This is a genomic window from Rhizobium sp. RU20A (genome assembly GCF_900155885.1).
GTDB lineage: Bacteria > Pseudomonadota > Alphaproteobacteria > Rhizobiales > Rhizobiaceae > RU20A.
In genome coordinates, this window is the sequence record NZ_FTMB01000006.1 from 154,541 (window position 1) to 176,253 (window position 21,713).

Annotated in this window: 20 protein-coding genes; 7 read left to right on the forward strand and 13 right to left on the reverse strand. The window is 64.3% G+C overall.

What is annotated here, in order from left to right; genetic code table 11:
- Positions 1-167: 167 nt before the first annotated feature.
- Complete coding sequence (locus tag F3H41_RS15295) at positions 168-2,111, forward strand: methyl-accepting chemotaxis protein (RefSeq protein WP_149739552.1); 1,944 nt, start codon at positions 168-170, stop codon at positions 2,109-2,111.
- A 164-nt stretch (positions 2,112-2,275) separates the two neighbouring features.
- The gene (locus F3H41_RS15300) at positions 2,276-3,304 is read left to right on the forward strand and encodes a DUF4424 domain-containing protein (RefSeq protein WP_244616220.1); all 1,029 of its coding nucleotides are present in this window, start codon (positions 2,276-2,278) and stop codon (positions 3,302-3,304) included.
- A 282-nt stretch (positions 3,305-3,586) separates the two neighbouring features.
- Here F3H41_RS15300 and dxs read toward each other — a convergent pair whose 3' ends face one another.
- The 9 genes from dxs to F3H41_RS15345 all read right to left on the reverse strand — a co-directional run bounded on the left by dxs (position 3,587) and on the right by F3H41_RS15345 (position 10,712).
- The gene (gene dxs / locus F3H41_RS15305; RefSeq protein WP_149739553.1) at positions 3,587-5,542 is read right to left on the reverse strand and encodes a 1-deoxy-D-xylulose-5-phosphate synthase; all 1,956 of its coding nucleotides are present in this window, start codon (positions 5,540-5,542) and stop codon (positions 3,587-3,589) included.
- A gap of 163 nt (positions 5,543-5,705) precedes the next feature.
- Positions 5,706-6,629, reverse strand: coding sequence for a pirin family protein (locus F3H41_RS15310; protein ID WP_149739554.1), 924 nt, complete (start codon positions 6,627-6,629; stop codon positions 5,706-5,708).
- A gap of 68 nt (positions 6,630-6,697) precedes the next feature.
- Positions 6,698-7,042, reverse strand: a complete 345-nt coding sequence (locus tag F3H41_RS15315) for a HepT-like ribonuclease domain-containing protein (protein ID WP_188129480.1) — start codon at positions 7,040-7,042, stop codon at positions 6,698-6,700.
- Between the two features lie 16 nt (positions 7,043-7,058).
- Positions 7,059-7,370: a nucleotidyltransferase domain-containing protein gene (locus tag F3H41_RS15320; RefSeq protein WP_149739556.1), complete on the reverse strand. Its 312-nt coding sequence runs from the start codon at positions 7,368-7,370 to the stop codon at positions 7,059-7,061.
- 31 nt (positions 7,371-7,401) lie between these two features.
- Positions 7,402-7,641: an exodeoxyribonuclease VII small subunit gene (locus F3H41_RS15325; protein ID WP_149739557.1), complete on the reverse strand. Its 240-nt coding sequence runs from the start codon at positions 7,639-7,641 to the stop codon at positions 7,402-7,404.
- Between the two features lie 2 nt (positions 7,642-7,643).
- Positions 7,644-8,573, reverse strand: a complete 930-nt coding sequence (locus tag F3H41_RS15330; RefSeq protein ID WP_149739558.1) for a histone deacetylase family protein — start codon at positions 8,571-8,573, stop codon at positions 7,644-7,646.
- Between the two features lie 155 nt (positions 8,574-8,728).
- On the reverse strand, positions 8,729-9,292 hold the full coding sequence (locus tag F3H41_RS15335) for a biotin transporter BioY (protein ID WP_149739559.1): 564 nt from the start codon (positions 9,290-9,292) through the stop codon (positions 8,729-8,731).
- 131 nt (positions 9,293-9,423) lie between these two features.
- Positions 9,424-10,038: an energy-coupling factor transporter transmembrane protein EcfT gene (locus F3H41_RS15340; RefSeq protein WP_149739560.1), complete on the reverse strand. Its 615-nt coding sequence runs from the start codon at positions 10,036-10,038 to the stop codon at positions 9,424-9,426.
- Entirely contained in the window at positions 10,032-10,712 is a 681-nt protein-coding gene (locus tag F3H41_RS15345; RefSeq protein WP_149739561.1) for an ABC transporter ATP-binding protein, read from the reverse strand. The genes F3H41_RS15340 and F3H41_RS15345 overlap by 7 nt, the downstream gene beginning before the upstream one ends.
- Before the next feature lie 117 nt (positions 10,713-10,829).
- Between F3H41_RS15345 and F3H41_RS15350 the strand changes: the two genes are divergently transcribed.
- From F3H41_RS15350 to F3H41_RS15365, 4 genes are all read left to right on the forward strand, one after another.
- Positions 10,830-12,047, forward strand: coding sequence for a winged helix-turn-helix domain-containing protein (locus F3H41_RS15350; protein ID WP_149739562.1), 1,218 nt, complete (start codon positions 10,830-10,832; stop codon positions 12,045-12,047).
- A 321-nt stretch (positions 12,048-12,368) separates the two neighbouring features.
- Positions 12,369-14,330 carry a methyl-accepting chemotaxis protein gene (locus F3H41_RS15355; RefSeq protein WP_149739563.1) on the forward strand — a complete coding sequence of 654 codons (1,962 nt, stop codon included), beginning with the start codon at positions 12,369-12,371 and terminating at the stop codon, positions 14,328-14,330.
- A 152-nt stretch (positions 14,331-14,482) separates the two neighbouring features.
- On the forward strand, positions 14,483-14,767 hold the full coding sequence (locus F3H41_RS15360; RefSeq protein ID WP_149739564.1) for a type II toxin-antitoxin system RelE/ParE family toxin: 285 nt from the start codon (positions 14,483-14,485) through the stop codon (positions 14,765-14,767).
- Positions 14,760-15,104, forward strand: a complete 345-nt coding sequence (locus F3H41_RS15365) for a HigA family addiction module antitoxin (protein ID WP_149739565.1) — start codon at positions 14,760-14,762, stop codon at positions 15,102-15,104. The genes F3H41_RS15360 and F3H41_RS15365 overlap by 8 nt, the downstream gene beginning before the upstream one ends.
- Positions 15,105-15,118: 14 nt before the next feature.
- Here the strand turns inward: F3H41_RS15365 and aroC are convergent, their stop codons facing one another.
- Both aroC and F3H41_RS15375 read right to left on the reverse strand, forming a co-directional pair.
- Positions 15,119-16,216: a chorismate synthase gene (gene aroC / locus F3H41_RS15370; RefSeq protein WP_149739566.1), complete on the reverse strand. Its 1,098-nt coding sequence runs from the start codon at positions 16,214-16,216 to the stop codon at positions 15,119-15,121.
- 172 nt (positions 16,217-16,388) lie between these two features.
- Entirely contained in the window at positions 16,389-19,418 is a 3,030-nt protein-coding gene (locus F3H41_RS15375; protein WP_149739567.1) for an EAL domain-containing protein, read from the reverse strand.
- Positions 19,419-19,746: 328 nt separating this feature from the next.
- Here F3H41_RS15375 and F3H41_RS15380 point away from each other — a divergent pair, with 328 nt between their 5' ends.
- The gene (locus F3H41_RS15380) at positions 19,747-20,010 is read left to right on the forward strand and encodes a DUF1344 domain-containing protein (protein ID WP_149739568.1); all 264 of its coding nucleotides are present in this window, start codon (positions 19,747-19,749) and stop codon (positions 20,008-20,010) included.
- Between the two features lie 63 nt (positions 20,011-20,073).
- Here the strand turns inward: F3H41_RS15380 and F3H41_RS15385 are convergent, their stop codons facing one another.
- Together F3H41_RS15385 and fabI are read right to left on the reverse strand one after the other, a co-directional pair.
- A complete protein-coding gene (locus F3H41_RS15385; protein ID WP_149739569.1) occupies positions 20,074-20,658 on the reverse strand; it encodes a histidine phosphatase family protein in 585 nt (194 codons plus the stop codon).
- 144 nt (positions 20,659-20,802) lie between these two features.
- Positions 20,803-21,621 carry an enoyl-ACP reductase FabI gene (gene fabI, locus F3H41_RS15390; protein ID WP_149739570.1) on the reverse strand — a complete coding sequence of 273 codons (819 nt, stop codon included), beginning with the start codon at positions 21,619-21,621 and terminating at the stop codon, positions 20,803-20,805.
- Positions 21,622-21,713: the final 92 nt, after the last annotated feature.

Genomic DNA, 21,713 nt, shown 5'->3' on the forward strand with positions numbered 1-21,713 from the left:
CTGCAATGAAGCGTCAGGTTTGGCTTTTATATTGCTTTAACGAAGTCGAGCTAACGATTGCTTTTGAAAAGCAGGCGCTTGCCAGTGTTGGCGCGCGCTTCACCCGATCATGACGATCGTTTCCCCATTCAACAGCACGACGCGCAACCGCCCGCCCGGAGGAGCCAATGTCACGTCCGTCGATCAAAACTTCCCTGATCATCGTTTTCGCCGTGATCGGTCTCACCGTTGCCGCCTTTGCAGCCATTTCGTTGAAGGCGACGGCCACCATCCAGTCGACGGCCGAGGAAATCGGCAGCAACTGGCTACCGAGCGTCATTGCCAGCCAGGACTTCGAGCGTAGCCTGCTCAGCATGCGCGTCTCCTATCTCAGCCACATCGCCGCCAGCCAGACGGCCGACATTGCCGCGGCCGACAAGGTCGTGGACGCTGCCAAGCAGGATCTGGCTGACAAGATTGCCGCCTACGAGCCCCTCGCCAAAACGCAGAAAGAGGTTGAACTGCTGGACAGCATCAAGGCCGGCGTTAAGACCTATCTGGAGATGGGCGACGTCATGCTCGACCTGTCGCGTGACAATTTCGACCTGAAGGCCGGGGAGAAGGCCGCCGACATGCGCGTGGTTGCTGACAAAATTCTCACGGCCTCCCACGAACTCATCAGATTCAACGCCGATGGTGCCAAGACGGCGGTCGAAACGGGCGCTGCCGCCGAACATGCCGCGACGTTGCAGATCATGGCGGTCGTCGCCTTCGTCGCGATCGTGATCATCGGTGGCACGGTCTACGGCTTCTTTGGCATTGCCCGTCCGGTCGGCAACATCACGCTGGCCATGCGCCGCCTTGCCGATGGCGACACCGACAGTGCGGTTCCCTATTCCGGTCGTGCCGATGAAGTGGGCGCGATGGCCGGGGCCGTCGAAGTCTTCCGCCAGGCCGCTATTGCCAATCGCAAGCTGGAGCGCGACGCCGAAGCCGCCCGCCACGCCGCCGAGGCCGACCGCGTGCGCCTGCAGCAGGAGGCCGAAGCCGCAGCCCAGCAGCGCCTGCAACAGGCCACCGCCGGCCTTGCCGTCGGTCTGCGCCGTCTTGCCGCCGGGGATCTCTCCTTCCAGCTCGACGAGCCCTTCGCGCCCGACTTCGAGCAACTGCGCCAGGACCTCAACGCCGCCGTCAGCCAGCTCGGCCAGACCCTGCGCGCCGTCGCCCATGCCACCGGCTCCATCGATGGCGGCGCCCGCGAAATCAGCCAGGGCGCGGAAGACCTGTCGAAGCGCACCGAACAGCAGGCCGCCTCGCTCGAGGAAACCGCGGCTGCGCTCGATGAGATCACGGCCAACGTCACCAACTCCTCCAAGCGTTCGGAAGAGGCCCGTGCCGTCGCCACCCGCGCCAATGAGAGCGCGGCCCAGTCCGGCAAGGTCGTGGCGAGTGCCGTCGATGCCATGCAGCGCATCGAACATTCCTCAAGCCAGATTTCCAACATCATCGGCGTGATCGACGAGATCGCCTTCCAGACCAACCTTCTTGCCCTCAATGCCGGTGTGGAAGCCGCCCGCGCGGGTGAGGCCGGCAAGGGCTTCGCCGTCGTGGCCCAGGAAGTGCGCGAACTCGCCCAGCGTTCGGCCCAGGCCGCCAAGGAAATCAAGGAACTCATCCGCAACTCCGCCGTCGAGGTGGAAAGCGGCGTGAAGCTGGTGCGCGATACCGGTTCCGTGCTGAAGACGATCGAAGAGTATGTCGTCACCATCAACCAGCACATGGAAGCCATCGCCACCTCGGCCCGCGAACAGTCCACCGGACTTGCCGAGGTCAACACTGCCGTCAACCAGATGGATCAGGTCACCCAGCAGAACGCCGCGATGGTGGAAGAGACCAACGCCGCCTCCGCCACCCTTGCAAACGAGGCCAACCGTCTGCAGCAGTTGATCGGCCAGTTCACGCTGGGCGCCGGCAGCGGCGCTGGCGAGGGCACGGCGGGCCTGCGCCGCATGGCCGCCGCCATGGCGGAACCGGCCGCTGTCCGTGCCCCGGCACGTGCGCCGGCCCGCGCGCCCGTCGCCCGGTCCTCGGCCGCCGTCGCCACCAAGGCCGACGACTGGCAGGAGTTCTGATCCTTCAGCAGAAAGCCATCCCGCACACCCCACATTCGGGACTTCGCGAACCCGGCGCCGCAAGGCGTCGGGTTTGTCACATCTATGCCCAGCGAAGGCGCTTGGCTGCCGTCCCGGCATCTGGCACAAGGGCGGATATCAGGACAAAAGCGGGGGGCTGCACGATGACACTCACGATGAAGCGGACCGCCATTGCGGCGGCCCTGGGCCTGCTCCTGGCGAGCACAAGCGCCCGCGCCAACGACACGCTGGCGGAACTTCACACCGGCGGCCTCGTCTTCATGCGCTCCGACGCCGTCGAGATGGCGAAGGAGGACCTCTTCATCTCGCCGACCGAAATCCGCGTCGAATACGTCTTCCGCAACGCCACCGACGCGGATGTCGACAGCATCGTTGCCTTCCCCATGCCCGACATTCAGGGCTCGATGGAGGGCGATTTCAACGTCGATACGCTCCATGCCGACAATTTCCTCGGCTTTTCCACCACGCAGGACGGCGCGCCGATCAAGCCGGAGCTGCAGCAGCGCGCCACGGTTTTCGGCATCGATGTGACGGCCGACCTCAAGGCCGAGGGCATTCCGCTGATGCCCTACGGCGAGGCGACCGCCGGAGCCCTGACGAAACTCTCGCCCGAAAAGACCGCCGACTGGGTGTCGCGCGGCATCGTGATGAAAAACGAGTGGGACGACGGCAGCGGTGTCCTCAAAAGCGAGCTGGTACCCATCTGGAAACTCTCCTCCGTCTATTACTGGCGCACCCGCTTCCCGGCCGGCAAGACGGTGAGCGTCAAGCACACCTATACGCCGAGCGTCGGCGGTACCGCCGGCATCAGCTTCCTCGACGAGGGCAAGCCGACCCCAGACGCGACGGCCGAGTACCGGCGCAAATACTGCATGGACGAGGCCTTCATCAAACGCGGCGCCGACCTCTTCGCCAATGCCGGCAAGGACAACCAGCCCTACTATACCGAGGCCTGGATCTCCTACATCCTGACCACCGGCTCCAACTGGTACGGACCCATCAAGGACTTCACCCTGACGGTCGACAAGGGCGATCCGAAGAACTTCGTCAGCTTCTGCGGCGAAAATGTCAGGAAGATCGGCGAGACCACCTTCCAGATAAAGGCCACCGACTTCTACCCGCAGGAAGAACTGAGCGTGCTGATCCTGCAGTATAATGATCCGATAGAGTGAGGGTGGGCTGAACGCGCTCGGTCGGTGCTGACCGAGGTCTGCCGGCCGTGCCGCGGGTCACCCCACCCGCCGCTTTGCGGCGACCTCCCCCTCAAGGGGAGGTAGGGCCCCGGCGGCCGCGGCATCCTCCCACCCGCCCCTTGAGGGGGCGGGTCGGCGCTTGCGCCGGGTGGGGTGATCGTTGGGCAGAACGCACGATGCAACCGAACCTGGGCGCATGGCAGGTGGGCAGTTCGAAAAAAGACAAACGCGATAAGAGCGCAGGGCGCAAAGCGCCGCCTCTTAAGCCGAAGCCCCGATCGTCAGCGCCTTCTGTCCGAGCGCCTTGAACACCGTGGAGACGATGCCGGCGCGGTCGAGGCCGGCGCGGGCATACATGGCGGAGGGGCTGGCCTGGTCGGTCCACTCGTCGGGCAGCGTCAGCGGGCGCACCTTCAGGCCGTTGTCGATCAGCCCTTCCGTGGCGAGGAAGGTCAGCACATGGCTGCCGAAACCGCCGACCGAACCTTCCTCGATGGTGACGAGTACCTCGTGGTGGCGGGCGAGCTGGCGGATGAGGTCGTGGTCGAGCGGCTTGGCAAAGCGCGCATCGGCGACCGTGGTGGAGAGGCCGGCCGCATCGAGGTCTTCCGCTGCCGCCAGGCAATCGGCCAGCCGCGTGCCGAAGGACAGCAGCGCCACCTTCGAGCCCTGCTTGACGACGCGGCCCTTGCCGATCTGGAGGATCTCGCCGCGCTCGGGCAATTCGACGCCCACGCCTTCGCCGCGCGGATAACGGAAGGAAATCGGACCCTCGTCATAGGCGGCGGCCGTGCGCACCATGTGCTTCAGCTCCGCCTCGTCGGCGGCGGCCATCACCACGAAGCCGGGCAGGCAGGCGAGGAAGGCGGTGTCGAAGGAGCCGGCATGGGTCGGGCCGTCGGCGCCGACGAAGCCGGCGCGGTCGATGGGAAAGCGGACCGGCAGGCCCTGCAAAGCCACATCATGCACCACCTGATCGTAGCCGCGCTGCAGGAAGGTCGAGTAGATCGCGCAGAACGGCTTGTAGCCCTCGGTCGCAAGCCCGGCTGCAAAGGTCACCGCATGCTGCTCGGCAATGCCGACATCGAAGGTGCGCGACGGATAAAGGTCTGCCAGCTTGTCGAGGCCGGTGCCGGACGGCATGGCGGCGGTCACGCCGACGATCTTCTCGTCGAACCCGGCTTCCTGCGCCAGCGCATCGGCAAAGACGGCGGTGTAGGCCGGCGCATTCGGCTTGGCCTTCGCCTGCGCGCCCGTGATGACGTCGAACTTGTTGACGCCGTGATACTTGTCGGCGGCGGCTTCCGCCGGCGCATAGCCCTTGCCCTTCTGCGTCACGACATGGATCAGCACCGGCCCCTTGGCATTGTCGCGCACATTGCGCAGCACGGGCAGCAGGTGCTCGAAAGAGTGACCGTCGATCGGGCCGATGTGGTAAAAGCCGAGCTCCTCGAACATGGTGCCGCCGGTCACATAGCCGCGCGCATGTTCGACGGCGCGGGTGATGGCCCGGTCCACCGTCTTGCCGAGATAGGCCGTCAGCTTCTTGCCGAACTCCCGGAAGCCCATATAGGTGCGGCCGGAGGCAAGGCGCGCGAGGTACGCGCTCATGGCCCCCGTCGGCGGGGCAATCGACATGTCGTTGTCGTTGAGGATGACGATGAGCCGCGCATCGAGCGCGCCCGCATTGTTCAGCGCCTCATAGGCCATGCCGGCCGACATGGCGCCGTCGCCGATGACCGCGATGACGTTCTTCGGCTCGCCCGACAACTCGCCCGCCACCGCCATGCCGAGGCCTGCCGAGATGGAGGTCGAGGAATGGGCCGCGCCGAAGGGGTCGTATTCGCTCTCCGCCCGGCGGGTGAAGCCCGAAAGGCCGCCTTCCTGGCGCAGCGTGCGGATCCGGTCGCGCCGGCCCGTCAGGATCTTGTGCGGATAACACTGGTGGCCGACGTCGAAGATCAGCTTGTCCTTCGGCGTGTCGAACACCTTGTGGATCGCGATCGTCAGTTCCACCACGCCGAGGCCTGCGCCCAGATGCCCGCCGGTGCGCGAGACGGCGTCGATCATTTCAGCCCGCACCTCTTCTGCCAGCTGCGGCAGGTCCTTGTCCTCGACCCTCTTCAGGTCTTGGGGCAGATGCACCCGGTCGAGCAGGGGCGTGGAAGGGGCCTGGAGGGCGCGCTGATCCGTCACGTCGAAACCTTTGTCGTTCATGGCGCGATTGTGGAGGCGCGCCGGAAAAGGGGACCATCCTCACATCGGAGCAGGCCGCCTTTTGCCATCATGAACAGGAATTTAGTTGCTCCGATGGCGAATGGAAACGCCTGGGAGGCAATCTTCTTGGCCGACCGACAAGAATTCCGGTCTTTTCTGGGGTTTAACCGGCTGGCAGCGGCACGAATTCTTCCTCGTCGCCGGGAACGATGTCGAATCGGCCCGTGCGCCACTCGTTTTTCGCCTGTTCTATGCGTTCCTTCGAAGAAGAGACGAAGTTCCACCAGATGAAGCGCTGCGAACGCATCGCAGCACCACCGAACAGCATGACATGACAGCCGTCCGGCCCCGCCTTCAGCGTAATGGCATCGCCCGGTCGGAAGACCAGGAGCTGGTTCTGCTGGAAGAGATCGCCGGCGACATCAAGTGTGCCCGCCAGAACATAGAGCGCGCGCTCCTCCCAGTCCGCAGCAAGCGGCGCGCTCGCACCGGGCCCGAGCTTCAGATCGGCATAGAGCGTATCGGAAAACACCTTCACCGGTGCCGTCGCGCCCTCGTAGGTGCCGAGCACCACGCGCGCCTCCACGCCCTTGTCGGAAAGAAAGGGAAGGGCCGCGCATTCCGTATGCGAGAAGACCGGCTCGATCTCCTCCATCGCGTCCGGCAGCGCCAGCCAGGTCTGGAGGCCCGAAAGCGAATGCGGTAGGCCGCGCAGGTTTTCCGGCGAGCGTTCCGAATGCACGATGCCGCGCCCCGCCGTCATCAGGTTCACGTCGCCGGGGCGGATCACCATCTCTGTGCCGAGGCTGTCGCGATGCTTGATCTCCCCGTCGAAGAGATAGGTGACGGTCGAAAGCCCGATATGCGGATGCGGCTTCACATCCAGCGCCTCGCCCGCCCGGATCAGCGCCGGCCCCATCCGGTCGAAGAAGATGAACGGCCCCACCAGCCGCCGCTTCGCCGTCGGCAGCGCCCGCCTCACCTCGAACCCGCCGATATCGCTGGTGCGCGGAATGATGAGCTGCGAAAGCGCATCGCAGGAAAAGCGGTCGCCGACTTCTGGGTCTGGGCCGGGGAAGAAGGACATGGGTGGCTCCTGTTCGGGGGGCGGTGTGCTTCTAGCGAAGCCGAGCTGGGATGGCAGACGACATCCGTCTACACGACCGAGATCCGCTCCTGCTCCTCGGGGAACCGGCTCAAGAATGCAACGATATCCCGCTTGAGACTGGGGAGGCGCTGTGTCGCGATCAACCAGTTCATGCTCTCTGTTATCGTATCGTAGTCATGGCGCAGCCGGTTGCCGATGGCACGGATGGCGATCCAGTCGTGATCGGGAAAATACGTTGCTGCTTCTGGCCCGATCTTCACGGCCGCTTCCGAAATGCGGCTCAGGCACCGTTCGACAGCGTCGATTACCATCTGCGAGCGCAGGAAAGCTGTTTCATCCAAACCTTCGATATGACTTTCGATGCGTCCGATGTTCTCAACGATATCGCGCATGCGGACAAGCGGACGATCAGAAGGCAACGATACGGTCCTTCTCGATGTTGGCCCGTACGTGCGCCTTGCGTAAGGGCTCCGCCACCACATCCACCTTCTTGGCGCCGGTGATGTGCGCAATCTTCTCCGTGAGAATTTCGAGAGCGCTGTAATATCCGAAGCCGGATGCCAAAACCGGTGGCGCCAGCGTCACGAGAATGTCCAGGTCGGAGTCGGGGCCGTTTTCGCGTCTCGCGACAGACCCGAAAACAGAAAGATGCTGCGCACCCGCAGCTTCAAGCTCGCTGCGATGCTCTTTAAGCTCTGCAATGATGCGCTCTCTGTTCATGGCAAGATTTTACCACGGTAGGTGTGCCCCGTCACGCCCCGTCGAGCGGCTCCGTACCCGTGGCCTTGCCGGCGCGGTCGAGACGGATCTTCTCGATCCGGTCTTCGGCGGCCTTCAGGAGCGTCTCGCAATGCTTTTTCAGCGCTTCGCCGCGCTCGTAGATCTCGATGGAGCGGTCGAGCGCCACGTCGCCGCGCTCCAGCGCCGAGACGATCTGTTCCAGTTCCTCGACGGCCTGTTCGAAGCTCAGTGTCTTGACGTCGGCGGCCATGCTTATCCCCTCATCAGGCGTTCGATATGGAGCCCGGCGGATTCGGCGAGCCCTTCGAGGTCGTAGCCGCCTTCCAGCAGGCTGACCAGTCGGTTGTTGGCGCTGCGGCCCGCCACGTCGAGCAGCTTGCCGGTCGCCCAGTCGAAATCCTCGCCCGTCAGGTTGATCTGGGCCAGCGGATCGCGGTGGTGGGCGTCAAAGCCCGCCGAGATCAACACGAGGTCGGGGCGGAAATTGTCGAGCGCCGTCAGAACGCGCTCGCGGAAGGCCTCGCGAAAATGGTCGCTGCCATCGTTCGGCGCAAGCGGCGCATTGACGATGGTGCCATGCGTGCCGCGCTCGTCCTTGGCGCCCGTGCCGGGGTAGAGCGGCATCTGGTGCGTGGAACAGAAGAGTACGGAGGGATCGTCGTAGAAGATGTCTTGCGTGCCATTGCCGTGGTGCACGTCCCAATCGACGATCGCGACTCGTTCGACCCCGTGGGCCTGCTGGGCGTGGCGGGCGGCAATGGCCACGTTGTTGAAGAAACAGAAGCCCATGGCCTTGGTCTTCTCGGCATGGTGGCCGGGCGGCCGCGAGGCGACGAACACATTGTCGGCCTTGCCGGAAAACACGTCGTCGACGGCTGCGATCGCCCCGCCGATGCCGGTCAGCGCGGCTTGCAGGCTCGCCGGGCTTGCATGCGTGTCGGCCTCGAAATGGTTGATGCCCTCTTCGGGAATGACCCGCATCACGGCGCGCAGGTGCTCTTCCGGATGGGCGAGCAGAACGTAATCCTCGTTGGCCTGCGGCGCCTGCTTGCGGGTGAGGCGGGCAAAGCGCTGGTGCTCCAGCGCAAGGTTCAGTGCCTTCAGGCGGTCGGGACGTTCGGGATGCCCCTCGGGCACCTTGTGCTCGAGAAAAACGGGATGTTCGTACAGAACCGTCGTCATGGACCGAGGTCTCCTGAAACCGCTGGCAACGCCAAAGAGGCCGCCGTGCCGCAAGGTTTTAGGGCGCGGATGGTCGCACGTCCATGAAGGGCGGCAAAAGAGCCACGCTTTTCAACAGCCGCGGCGGGTGCGCGCCGCGGCTGGAAGGGCAGGGATCAGGCGCTGCGCGGTAGCAGCGGATAGCCGGCAAGAACCGCGCGGGCGGCAAGCGTGGCGATCGCCGCCTTGACGAGATCGCCCGGAATGAAGGCGAGGTTGCCGGCAAGGGCGGCGCCGAAGGGCGTGCCCGTGACGTAGGAGAGCCACGGAATGCCGAAGCCGTAGACGACGCCGATGCCGCCGACGACGGAGGCGATGAAGAAGCCGGCAAACTGCTTTGCCTCACCCGTGGCAGGGCCGACGATGCGCTCGGCGATGAGGCCGGTCACGAAGGCGCCGACGATCCAGCCGAAAATGTAGCCCGCCGTGGGACCGGCGAGGATCGCAAGGCCGCCCTTGCCGCCGGCCAGAACCGGAAGGCCGATCGCCACCATGAGAACCAGCAGCGCATAGGACGCCGCGCCGCGCTTGGCGCCGATGATGCAGCCGGCCAGCATGACGCCCATCGACTGCGCCGTGATCGGCACCGGAATGAAGCCGAGGGTGATCGGCGGGATGAGGCCGAGCACGATGATGATGGCGGTGAAAAGCGCCACGAGAACGATGTCCCTGGTCGTCATGGGGGTCTCCTTGGGGCGCGGGCCGCTTTGCGACGCGCATTGGGTTCCAGCATGCTACAAAATCACGCTGGCGTGATTAGCGCAAATTTGCGGCTGCTCAAAAGGAAATATGAGAGAAGCGGTAGATAGCCTCAGCCGCGTTTGCCGCGCCTCAGGCCCCGCGCATCAATGGCGGTGGCGATCGCGTCGGCGTCCTTCAGCGTCAGGATGATCAGCGGCCCCACAAGCGTCTTCCACTTCGGCTTCAGCCCACGGGCCAGATGCGCCTCGCGGATCTCGCTGTAACGGTTGAAGATATCGGGCACGAAGCGCAGCACGAGGCCGAGGGCCAGCGCCACATCCGCGGCGCGCACCAGCCCCAGCCTTTCGACGGGCAGCAGCAGTCGTGTGATCTCTTCCATGAAAGCGGAGATCGTCGTCGTCGCCGTCACCGTGGCGGCCAGAAGCACCAGCGCGAGGATGCGGAGGACGGCGACGAGCACGTCGAGCGGTGGCTGGACGATGAGATTGACGGCCGCCAGGAGTGCGATGGTCACGAGAACCGGCCGCAGCCGCCGCAGCCCTTCGCGCACCGTCAGTCCCAGAGTGAAATAGAACGCGCCCGCGACCAGAAGGCCGAGTCCGAGAAGCACGGGGGACTGGGTCAGGAAGGCGAGAATGCTGGCGATCAAAAGGATCGCCAGCTTCACCCGTGTTGTCAGCCGGTGAAAAAGGCTGTCTCCCTCCACATGCAGGCTGGTCAGCATGCGGCGATCTCGCGGTAGCGGGCAATGCTGTCGGCCGGCGCGCCATCCTGAACGAGATGTCCGCCGTCAAAGACCAGCACGCGATCGTAGTCGGCAAGGAGGTCGAGATCATGCGCGACCGTGATCACGCATTGCGGCAGCTGCGCCACCGCGTCCACCACCTGCCGGCGGTTCTTCAGATCGAGTTGGTTGGTCGGCTCGTCGAGGATCAGGATTTCGGCTCCCGTCACCAGCACGCTCGCCATCGCCACCAGTTGCGTCTCGCCGCCGGAAAGTTCATGCACGCGCCGCGCCGCAAGATCCGCAATGCCGAGGCTGGCCAGCATCGCCTCCACGCGCGCCGCAATCTCCGCCTTGGAAAGGCCGCGTCCGGACAGGCCAAAGGCGAGGTCTTCGGCAACGCCGGGCATGATGAGCTGGTTCTGCGGGTTCTGGAACACGAAGCCGACCTTGCCGAGCACCGCATCGGCGTCGCTCACCGTGTCGAGGCCGTCAACCGTCACGTGGCCGCTTGTCGGCTTCACCAGCCCGTTGATCAGCTTGGCGAAGGTGGTCTTGCCGGACCCGTTGAGCCCGATCACGCCGATGCGCCGCTCGCAAAGCGTGAGGCGCAGCGGCGAAAGCGCCACGCGCCCCGCAAAGCTGACCCCTGCCGCATCGAACCGGATTTCCACCTACCATGCCTCCACGCGCCGTTGACGGTGCGTCCCTATAGTCAGGAATCGGCAGCTTGCGAAGGGGCCGGGCCGCAGACCTCTTGAACAAAAGAGGAACGTGACTAAGCTCTCCGCATGTCGACTCGTCTTTCCCTGCCTGAGGCCCGTCTCGTTTTTCTGAACCGCCAGGGCCTTGCCGCCCCGCCGGGGCGCGCGCTCGGCAAGGCCGGCCTGCTTCAACTCATCGACGATCTCGGTTTCGTGCAGGTCGATAGCATCCAGTGGGTGGAGCGGGCCCACCACCAGATTCTCTTTGCCCGCAACCAGACCTACCGCCCCGAGCACCTGAAGTCCCTGTTGGAAGAGGACGGTGAACTCTTCGAGCACTGGACCCACGACGCCTCGATCATTCCGAGCCGCTTCTTCAAATACTGGAAGCACCGCTTTCGCTGGGAGGAGGAGACGATCATTGCGCGCTGGCAGCGCTGGCGTGGCGAGAATTTCCACGAGAGCTTTGATGAAACCTATGCCCGCATCCGCGATGGCGGGCGGGTTCTCTCGCGCGATCTGAAAGCCGATGGTCATACGTCCGGCGGCTGGTGGAACTGGCACCCGTCCAAGACGGCGCTGGAAAGCCTCTGGCGCATGGGAAAGCTCGCCATCGCCGGCCGAGAGAATTTCCAGAAGATCTACGACCTCACCGAACGCGTCATCCCCGCCCACCATCACCAGGAAGAGGTGAGCCGGGCGGACTTCATCGACTGGTGCTGTCGCGCCGCGCTTCAGCGGCTGGGTTTCGCCACCTCCGGTGAGATCGCGGCCTTCCTTGATCTTGTTTCGCCGGACGAGGCCAAGGCGTGGGTGACTGAGAACAGGGAAGAGCTTGAAGAGGTGCTGATCGAGCTTGATGGCGGCGCCCGCCCGCGCGCCGCCTTCGCGCTCGCCGGTTTCGGGCAGACGCTCGGCGGTCTGCAAACGCCAGCGTCACGGGTGCGTGTGCTCAGCCCCTTCGATCCGCTCATCCGGGATCGAAACCGCACGCACCGTCTCTTCGGTTTCCACTATCGCATCGAGGTTTTCGTGCCGGAGCCGCAGCGCCTGTACGGCTACTATGTGTTCCCGCTGCTGGAAGGTGATCGCCTGATCGGCCGCATCGACATGAAAGCCAATCGGCGCGAGGGAAGCCTCGACGTGCGTCGCTTCTGGCTGGAGCCCGGCATCCGCACCTCCGCCGGCCGCATGGAGCGGCTCGACGCCGAACTGGCGCGTCTCGCGCGCTTCGTCGGACTTCAGACCGTGCGTTTCCCGCACGAAGCCCGGCTGCCCGCCGAACGCCCGCTGCCGGTGACATAGCGGCGCATAACCCGCACGGCCGGCGGCGACCGGCTCCGGTCGTCCGCAAGAATCTGTCCGGGCATGATCGGTAAACCCTTTGTTGACTATAAGGAAACGCTGTTTCGAAAAAGTGCAACTTCGTACTTTTCTGTGCCGAAACGCGCCTAGTTACCCCACAATCGGGCAGCCAAACACGCAATGGGGCGAAACGAGGGCGGGGATTTATGAAAACCTTAAGCTTCTGTTCCTATGTAATTTCATACTTTCATTGCTTCAAAAGTGTGATTGTTCGCGACCCGCTACCTCATTGACTGTTCAGACGCTGAAAGCAGGAAACAGATGCGCAATATCTCCATCAATGCCAAAATGCTGGTCATTCTGGGCGGCTTTGCAACCTTTGCCCTGGGTACGGCCATCTACAGCAACACGAATATGCGTTCGATTGATGCCCGCTACACCGAGCTTCTCAGCCATGAAACGGCTGCCAACGTCGCTCTCGCCAAAGCCAACCGCGCCCTCCAACTCGGCCGGGCGTCGATCGCCGATATCATCATGCTGAGCGATCCCGCTGCCGTCGAGCGCGCGGAAAATGAACTCAAACGTTCGACCGGCGATTTCGATCGTCTGATGGGCGATGCAAAGGCCGCTCTGCCCGACGTGGTGCAACTTCAGGAGTTTGCCACGCAAGGGGCTGCCCTGCTGAAATCCACGTGTGCCAGGGCAGTGGACATGGGCCGCGCCACAAAATCCGCCGCTGACGTCGTGGCCGCCACAAATGTGTTCGCCGCCGAGTGCCAGCCGGGCTTTCCGGTGCTCAGCGACAGAATCCGTGTCTACGCCAACGAACTGCTTGCGCTTTCGAATTCAAAGAGTGACGGTTTGACGAGCGATGTTCACTTCATCACGGCATCCACGCTGTTCGGCATGATCGGTGCGACGCTGCTCGTCCTGATCGGTGCCTATTTCGCCGTCCGTACCTGGCTCGTGCGCCCCATCAACGCCCTGCGCGACACCATGGCGGCGCTGGCCACCGGCGACTACAGCGTCGACGTGCGTGAAACCGACCGCCGTGATGAAATCGGCAAGATGGCGGCCACCGTCGAGGTCTTCAAGCGCAACGGCCTGGAAGGGATCGCCTTGCAGAAGCAGGCCGAGGACATGCGAGGCGAGGCCGAGCGCAAGCGGATCGCCGATCAGGAGCGTACCGACCGGGAGGCCCAGGACCTGCGGGTCGCTGCCGAGGCGCTTGCGCGCAGCCTGCAGCGTCTGGCGGCCGGCGATCTCACCTGCCGCATCGAGACCCGCTTTGCCGAGGTTTACGAAGGGCTGCGCACCAACTTCAACGCAACGGTCGAGCAACTGTCCCGCACGGTTGGCGCGGTGAACGCCGCCGTCCTCAGCATGGAAGGCGGAACGCGGGAGATCGCCGCCGGCGCCGATGACCTGTCGAAGCGCACCGAGCAGCAGGCCGCCTCGCTGGAGGAAACCGCCGCCGCCATGGAGCAGATCACCTCCAACGTCACCCATTCCAGCAAGCTGACCGGCGAGGCCCGGACCGTTGCCGAACAGGCCAGCGGCAGCGCCACGAATTCCGTGCGGGTTGTCGCCGAAGCCGAGAGCGCCATGCAGCGCATCGAGGAGAGCTCGCAGCAGATCGCAAACATCATCGGCGTTATCGACGAGATCGCCTTCCAGACCAACCTTCTGGCGCTCAATGCCGGTGTGGAAGCGGCGCGGGCCGGGGATGCCGGCAAGGGCTTTGCCGTCGTCGCCCAGGAAGTGCGTGAACTTGCGCAGCGCTCCGCTTCGGCAGCCAAGGAAATCCGCGGCCTGATCCAGACATCGACGGGCGAGGTGGATAACGGCGTCAAGCTGGTGCGCGATACCGGCGTGGCACTGAAGCACATCGTCGAGCACATCGCTCACATCAACAAGCACATGCAGACCATTGCCACCTCCGCGCAGGAGCAGGCAACGGGCCTTTCGCAGGTCAATGTCGCCGTCAACCAGATGGACCAGGCGACCCAGCAGAACGCCGCAATGGTGGAGGAAACCACCGCTGCCGCCGCCAGCCTCGCCTCCGAAGCCGCGCGCCTGAAGGAACTCGTCAGCCAGTTCGTCCTCGACGGCGCAGCCAATGGCTCCGTCTCGGCCCTGCGCCAGGTTGCCGACGCCATGGCCGCCCCCGCAGCCATCCGGCGCCCGGCGCCGCTCACCCAGCCATCCCGCCCGAGCCGCGCCCCCGCACGCGCCTCTGTCGCAACAGCGACAGCCGCCGATAACGACTGGCAGGAGTTCTGAGGCGATTGACCTCAGAGGATCGATCGGGCTGACATGAAAAACGCCGATCCGGGATACCGGGTCGGCGTTCGTCGCTTTGTCTTTCACAGCCGGTGCAGGCAGCTTGATCTCGCTTGGTATCGTGATATGATACCAAGACTTGGAGGGCGCTGATGATCGTTTCGCATAAGGCGGGCTTGACGGAAAAAGTCGCTGCCGGCCTCGCCCCGAAAGGGTTTCCCGCTGACCTCGTGCGGGCCGCGCAACGCAAGCTCTTCCTGTTGAACGAAGCGACGCGCCTCGACGATTTGCGCTCGCCACCGGGAAACCGGCTTGAGGCACTGAAGGGTGACCGACAGGGGCAGCACTCGATCCGGATCAACAGGCAATGGCGGATCTGCTTTGTCTGGACGGCAGCCGGGCCCGAAAATGTGGAGATCATCGACTATCATGACTGAAGCAACTGCCCAGCTGAAAGGCGATGCGCCCAAGGCGCTTTCGGATATCCTTCCCCCCATTCATCCGGGTGAAATTCTGCGCGAGGAGTATCTGGCGCCGCTTGACCTGACACCTTACGCGCTCGCCAAGCGGCTGGGTGTACCCCGCACGCGCATCGAACGTCTCGTTGCCGAGAGGGTGGGTGTTTCCCCCGACACGGCTCTGCGCCTTGCGAAATTCTTCAAGACAGCGCCGGAATTCTGGCTGAACATGCAGGCCAGTTACGACCTGAAAGTGCAGGCACCGGCCATTGCCGCCGAACTCGCCAACATCACCGAACTGGAAGCCGCCGAGTAAACGGTGTTCTTTGTCTACCGCTGCTCCCCCGTCTGCCCGCGGTCGCGCAGGTAGTGATCCGCCAGCGTGCAGGCGACCATCGCCTCGCCGATCGGAACGGCGCGGATGCCGACGCAGGGGTCGTGGCGGCCCTTGGTGCGCACATCCACCTCGTTGCCGTCGGCGTCGATCGAACGGCGTTCGGTCAGGATCGACGAGGTCGGCTTGATGGCGAAGCGCGCCACGATCGGCTCGCCCGTCGAAATGCCGCCAAGGATGCCGCCGGCATGGTTCGACAGGAAGATCGGCTGGCCGTTCGGGCCGATGCGCATCTCGTCGGCATTTTCCTCGCCGGTGATTTCGGCCGCCGCAAAGCCATTGCCGATCTCCACGCCCTTGACGGCATTGATCGACATGAGGTTCGCGGTGATGTCCTGGTCGAGCTTGGCATAGATCGGCGCGCCAAGCCCCGCCGGCACGCCCTCGGCGATCACCTCGATGACGGCGCCGACCGAGGAGCCGGCCTTGCGGATGCCGTCGAGATACGCCTCCCAGACCGGCACGATGGCCGGGTCAGGTGCGAAGAACGGATTGTTGTCGACTTCTGCCCAGTCCCAGTTGTCGCGGTTGATGCGGTGCTTGCCGATCTGCACCAGTGCCGCGCGCACCACGACGCCTGGCACAACCTTGCGCGCAAGGCCGCCGGCCGCCACGCGCGCCGCCGTTTCGCGGGCGGAAGAGCGCCCGCCGCCGCGATAGTCGCGAATGCCGTATTTCACGTCATAGGTATAGTCGGCATGGCCGGGGCGATAGCGCCGGGCGATCTCGCCGTAATCCTTCGAGCGCTGGTCGGTGTTCTCGATCATCATCGAGATCGGCGTGCCCGTCGAGATCATCGTCTCGCCGTCCTCGTCGATCATCACGCCCGAGAGCACCCGCACCAGATCATCCTCGCGCCGCTGCGTCACGAACCGCGACTGGCCGGGTTTGCGCTTGTCGAGCCAGACCTGCAGCTCGGCAAGGGTGAAGCGGATGCCGGGCGGGCAGCCATCGACGACGCAGCCGAGCGCCGGCCCATGGCTCTCGCCCCAGGTCGTGACGCGGAAGAGGTGACCGAACGTATTGTGTGACATCAGCAAAACCGTGGGGCCAGGGGCCTGCTAGGGGTGGCCGGGTAAGGGTGGCAGGGGAGGGGACGCACCGGCCCCCCGCGTTCGGCCGCACTCTTACTGCATAAAGGGGCGCGACGGAAAGGCCTTTGCCGGCCGATCACGCCCATGACGTCCTTGGTCTGTGCCGGGTGTCTCAGGCAACCTTGCGCTGATGGCCGAGGGCGAAATCGAGGAGGGCATCGGGCGAGAGCGGACGCGAGAAGGCATAGCCTTGCAGGAGGTCGCAGCCAAGCGTGCTCAGCATCTCCGCATGCACCAGCGTCTCCACGCCCTCGGCCACCGTCTCGATGCCCAGCGAGCGACCGATATCGAGGATGGAGCGCAGCAGCGCCTGTTCGTTATGGGCGCCGAGCACCGGCGTCACCAGCTGCCGGTCGATCTTCAGCCGCTTCGGCTTCAGCTTCAGCAGGCTGACGATGGAGGTATGGCCGGTGCCGAAATCGTCGAGTTCGATGTCGATGCCAAGGCTCTTGACGCCCTCGATATTGGCGATCACGGCATCGTCGCTCTCGTCGAGGAAGATCGATTCGACCAGTTCGAAGGCGATCCGGCCGGGGGCGATGTTCATCTCGCGCAGCGTCTCGAGCAGGGCGCTGTCGCGCAGGCGCCGGGCCGACACGTTGACCGAGATCTTCGGCATGTAGAGGCCGCGCGATGCCCACAGGGCGCTGTCGAGCACGGCACGCTCCAGAACGATCCGGTCGAGCTTGGCCATGGCGTCGATTTCCTCCGCCACCTTGAGGAAGCGGTCCGGCGTCAGGAGACCCTCGCGCGGATGCTGCCAGCGGATCAGCGCTTCGACGCCGGCCAGCCTGTGCGTGGATGCCTCGAACTGCGGCTGATACCAGGCCACGAACTCGCCGCGCTCGATGCCGTCGAGAATCTCGTCCGCCACGCGCTTGCTGGTGATGATCGCCGATTGCAGGCTCTCGCTGAAAAATTCCAGCCGGTTTCGACCGCTTTCCTTCGCCCGGTAGAGGGCGATGTCGGCATTGACCAGCAGTTGCTGGCTGTCTGTGCTGGGGCTGCGGGCCCGGGCAATGCCGATCGAAACACCGAAGCGGCAGGGAAAGCCGTTGTAATCCACCGGCTGGCGCATCTGCTCGATGATGCGCTCCGACATGGCGGTCAGATAACCGTCGGCCGGTACGTCGGCCACGACAATGACGAATTCGTCGCCGCCGATGCGACAGACGATGTCGCCTGCGCGCGTATTGAGGCGGATGACCGAGGCGGCATGCACCAGCATGGCGTCGCCGGCGGCATGGCCGAGCGTGTCGTTGATCTGCTTGAAGCGGTCGAGGTCGATATGCAGCACCGCAACGCCTTCCAGCGTGCCGCCGCGTTCGGCCACCCAGCGGTTCAACTCCCGGTCCAGCATACGCCGGTTGCCGAGCCCGGTCAGCGGATCGTGCAGCGCATTGTGCTCGATGCGATCCTTCGCCTTCGCAAGCTCGATGTTGCGGGCGTCGGCGATCTGCTTGGCGGCCTTCAGGCTTTCGGTCAGCTCGACGTCACTCGTCACATCGAAGGAAAGGCCGATGAGGCGGCGACGGCCGTCAAGGCCGACATGCGCCTTCCCGACCGAGCGCACATGCCGCACCGTGCCGTCCGGGAGCACGACGCGCGACTGGCAACTATAGGGCAGGTCGTTCGCGATGCAGTGCGTGACGTTCTCCAGGGCGGCAGCGCGGTCGTCCGGATGCAGCGAGGAGAGCCACATCTCCTCCGTGGTCAGCCCGTCCACATAGTCCTTGCCGTGCAACTGGTGCATGCGCTGGTCCCAGAATGTCCGGTCATTGTCGAGTTCGGCTTCCCACAGCCCGCATTCGTAGGATTCGAGCGCCAGTTCCAGCCGTCGGGTCGTCCGCTCCAGCATCGCCGCCTGCTCGTCCGAGCGCTGCTTGGCCTCCAAAAGGCGGGCATTCAATTCGACGTCGTCGGTCACGTCCCAGCAGATGCCGCTCAGGATCAGCCGGTCGCCGTCCGTCTCACCGATCGAGCCGACGCCGCGAATGGTGCGAACAGCCCCCGAGGGCAGCACCACGCGGTACTGGGCGCGATAGGCCAGTCCCTCGTTGAGGGATCTCAGCATTGCCTTGTGGCCATCGAGCCGGTCATCGGGATGTAGCGATGTCAGCCAGGTCTCGACCGTCAGCGGCTGGTTGCTGAAGTGGTCGCCATGAAGGGCATTCATGCGATCATCGACAATCCCGAGGCCCGTCCTGACGTCGATTTCCCAGATGCCGATGCGCGAGGCGTCGAGTGCCAGGTCCAGACGGCGCGACAGCGTCAGCAGCTGGTCGTTGCGTTTGCGCAGGGTTGCGCGACTGCGCTGCCGGTCGCCCAGGACGGCGCCGAACAGCATGATGATGGCGATGACGAAGATCAACGCCGAGATCGTGACCATGCGAATGCGTGCGGCATCCGCAGAGGGCTGGTCCCAGCCCTGCAACGGGCGGGCCGCCAGTTCCCACCGCCCGCCGGGCAGAACGAGCCGTGAGGTGGTCGGCGCGTCATCAAAAATGGCGGCTTCCCCAAAGAAGGGGTCCACGGACGTGCCATGACTGGAACGATCGCGGATTGCAATGGCCAACCGATTGCTGTCGGCTGTCAGGCCTGCGCGGGCGTAGAGCTCAGCCTCGTCGATCGAAGCCCGCATGAAGCCCCAGAAGGTCGATTTTCCCTCGATCTCCGTGAAGATCGGCACGAGGATGTTGAAGGCACTTTCGCCGGAAGGGAGCCGGATCGGACCGTCGAACAGGGCGCTTGCGTTGTTCTGCGCCCGCTCCATGCTCTGACGCTGCGTGGCGAAACGATCGAGCCGCTTGCCATTGGCACCGATGACCTGATTGCGGGGAAAGGTCATCGACACGATGCCGGCCGGCGCTACGCTGATGCGGACGAATTGCGGGTTCTGCAAGAGCACCTTGCGGGCATAGCTTTCGAAAAGGGCTTCGGCCACGCGCGGATTGACCGAAAACACGTTGCCGACACCCTTGATGGCGACGATGCTCCGGTTGATTTCACTCTTGAGGGAAAGCGCGAGCTGATCCAGCTCGGATTTGACGCTGAGGCGCAGTTCGTTCTGATGCACCGCAGCATTCTGGCGGTCGATGACATAGCCTGTGAACAGCACAATGCAGGATGCAACAAGCGCCACCAGTATGGTCGGCCGCGATGTTGTGACGCTGTGCCGGAAACGGCCCGTCTTGTCCCCGATGTCCACTGAGCGTCGTCCCCCTGCTCTTGAGCGGTCGAGTATGCTCGATTGTATATTAACAGGGACTTATTACCCGAGGGCGAAGATCGGTCAGGAGAAGAGGGGCCCCATCTTGCCAAAGCGGGCGCGGGGGGGGGGCGAGCCTCCCCTCGGCCGCACAGGTGGCGCTGTGCTCGTCCTGTTGCAATGCAGCGGTAAATTTTGCCACAATCGGAGAGCAAGGCTCGTCGCTCGGGCCCATGCAACGGCAGCAAGCAGGACAGCAGGAATGCGTTTCATCATAGCGACACTTCTCGCCACCGCGGGTCTTCTCTCCCCCCTGTCCGGCATGGCGGCCGAGAGCGGCGACGTGGAGGCGGTGATCACCGGCGTCGATACGGAGAAGCTCAGCCTCTCCCTCGATGACGGCCAGAAGTATCAGGCGCCTGAGGAATTCAACTTCGAAGGCCTGAAGGCCGGTGTGAAGGTGATTGTTTTCTATACGGAAGTTGACGGCAAGCGTGTCATCAACGACCTGCAGATCGCGCAGTAACGCCATCCGGTCCGGCAAAGGTCGCTGGCGACATCCGGAGGGCGACGACCGTGTCTCTTGCCCTCAGACCCAGTCCGCGCTGCTCTCTCCAATGCGCAGGATACGGTCCTGAGGGATGGGCGCAACGGCCGCATCGGCGCCGCTCATCAGGGACTTGATTCGGAAAACCGAGCGGATGACGCCGCCATGGGCGATGCACACGGTCGGCCGGTCCACGGTCGAGAGCCATGCGGCAACCCGCCAGGACAGGATTTCGTAGCTTTCGGCCGCGTCGCCCGGCGGGATGAAGTCCCATTTGGAGGCTTCGCGGGCTGCAATGGCGTCGGGATGCCGCTCCTCGATCTCCGTCAGCGTGTGGCCCTCCCAGTCGCCGAAGGACACCTCGCGCAACCGCTCGTCGAGCCTGTACCCGTCACGGGCAAGGCCGAGCTCCCCGCGAATCGCTTCCATCGTCTGGCGGCAACGGGTCAGCGGGCTGGAGACGAAATCATAATCTTCGATCGTGGCGCCGATCAGGGCCTTGAGCGCCCTGCCATTGGCCGCCGCCTGCCGTTCACCCACGCTGTTCAGCGCAATGTCCTTCTGGCCCTGAAGACGCCCTTCGGCGTTCCAGTCGGTTTGCCCATGACGCACCATGTAGACGAGCACGATAGACTCCGGATTTTCGGCGGGAGAGGGGGCAACAAGGTCTGCCCGTGACGAGATGGCGTTTCTTTTCGCGCAGTCGGCGCCAAAAGAAAAGGGCCAAAACAAAAGGGCGCCGGCCGGACAATCCGGGCAGCGCCCTCACGTTCATTCCTTGACGACGGAGATGTCGGGCGCGTCCACCGCTTTCATGCCGATCGTGTGATAGCCCGAATCGACATGGTGGATCTCGCCGGTAACCCCTGTCGACAGGTCGGACAGGAGGTAGAGCGCGGAATTGCCGACCTCCTCGATGGAAACCGTCCGCTTCAACGGCGCATTATATTCGCTCCACTTGAGGATATAGCGGAAGTCGCCGATGCCGGAGGCCGCCAGGGTCTTGATCGGGCCGGCCGAAATGGCGTTGACGCGGATGCCGCGGCTGCCGAGATCGACGGCAAGGTAGCGCACGCTCGCCTCCAGCGCTGCCTTCGCGACGCCCATGACGTTGTAGTGCGGCATGACCTTTTCCGCGCCGTAATAGGTCAGCGTGATCATCGAACCGCCGTCCTTCATGATCCGCTCGGCGCGCTGCGCCACAGCCGTGAAGGAGTAGACGGAGATGTCCATCGTCCGGGTGAAGTTTTCCCGGCTGGTGTTGAGGTAGCGGCCGGTTAGCTCGTCCTTGTCGGAAAAGGCGATGGCATGGACCACGAAGTCGATCTTGCCCCAGGCCTTTTCGAGCGTTTCGAACACCGTATCGACGCTTGCCAGATCGGTGACGTCGCAGTGGCCGGCCAGCATCGCGCCGAGTTCGTTCGCGAGCGGCTCGACGCGCTTCTTCAGCGCATCGCCCTGATAGGTGAGCGCCAGTTCCGCGCCGGCATCGGCCAGCGCCTTTGCAATGCCCCAGGCGATCGACCGATTGTTTGCGACGCCCATGATGACGCCGCGCTTGCCCGTCATCAGTCCCGATGCATGTACCATTCCAGTCCCCATTCTGGGCGCTGCCACCCAGGCGAGGGAGCGGTCCCGCAAGAAGACGCGTCAATGCGGCGCCTTTGGCGCGCCGCTGCGTC

Coding starts and splice junctions, on each gene's coding strand:
- F3H41_RS15355 (WP_149739563.1), top strand. CDS start 12,369: ATGCGCAATATCTCCATCAATGCCAAAATGCTGGTCATTCTGGGCGGC.
- F3H41_RS15340 (WP_149739560.1), bottom strand. CDS start 10,038: ATGCTGACCAGCCTGCATGTGGAGGGAGACAGCCTTTTTCACCGGCTG.
- fabI (WP_149739570.1), bottom strand. CDS start 21,621: ATGGTACATGCATCGGGACTGATGACGGGCAAGCGCGGCGTCATCATG.
- F3H41_RS15315 (WP_188129480.1), bottom strand. CDS start 7,042: ATGCGCGATATCGTTGAGAACATCGGACGCATCGAAAGTCATATCGAA.
- F3H41_RS15325 (WP_149739557.1), bottom strand. CDS start 7,641: ATGGCCGCCGACGTCAAGACACTGAGCTTCGAACAGGCCGTCGAGGAA.
- F3H41_RS15335 (WP_149739559.1), bottom strand. CDS start 9,292: ATGACGACCAGGGACATCGTTCTCGTGGCGCTTTTCACCGCCATCATC.
- F3H41_RS15300 (WP_244616220.1), top strand. CDS start 2,276: ATGACACTCACGATGAAGCGGACCGCCATTGCGGCGGCCCTGGGCCTG.
- F3H41_RS15330 (WP_149739558.1), bottom strand. CDS start 8,573: ATGACGACGGTTCTGTACGAACATCCCGTTTTTCTCGAGCACAAGGTG.
- F3H41_RS15310 (WP_149739554.1), bottom strand. CDS start 6,629: ATGTCCTTCTTCCCCGGCCCAGACCCAGAAGTCGGCGACCGCTTTTCC.
- F3H41_RS15350 (WP_149739562.1), top strand. CDS start 10,830: ATGTCGACTCGTCTTTCCCTGCCTGAGGCCCGTCTCGTTTTTCTGAAC.
- aroC (WP_149739566.1), bottom strand. CDS start 16,216: ATGTCACACAATACGTTCGGTCACCTCTTCCGCGTCACGACCTGGGGC.
- F3H41_RS15360 (WP_149739564.1), top strand. CDS start 14,483: ATGATCGTTTCGCATAAGGCGGGCTTGACGGAAAAAGTCGCTGCCGGC.
- F3H41_RS15320 (WP_149739556.1), bottom strand. CDS start 7,370: ATGAACAGAGAGCGCATCATTGCAGAGCTTAAAGAGCATCGCAGCGAG.
- F3H41_RS15295 (WP_149739552.1), top strand. CDS start 168: ATGTCACGTCCGTCGATCAAAACTTCCCTGATCATCGTTTTCGCCGTG.
- F3H41_RS15365 (WP_149739565.1), top strand. CDS start 14,760: ATGACTGAAGCAACTGCCCAGCTGAAAGGCGATGCGCCCAAGGCGCTT.
- dxs (WP_149739553.1), bottom strand. CDS start 5,542: ATGAACGACAAAGGTTTCGACGTGACGGATCAGCGCGCCCTCCAGGCC.
- F3H41_RS15380 (WP_149739568.1), top strand. CDS start 19,747: ATGCGTTTCATCATAGCGACACTTCTCGCCACCGCGGGTCTTCTCTCC.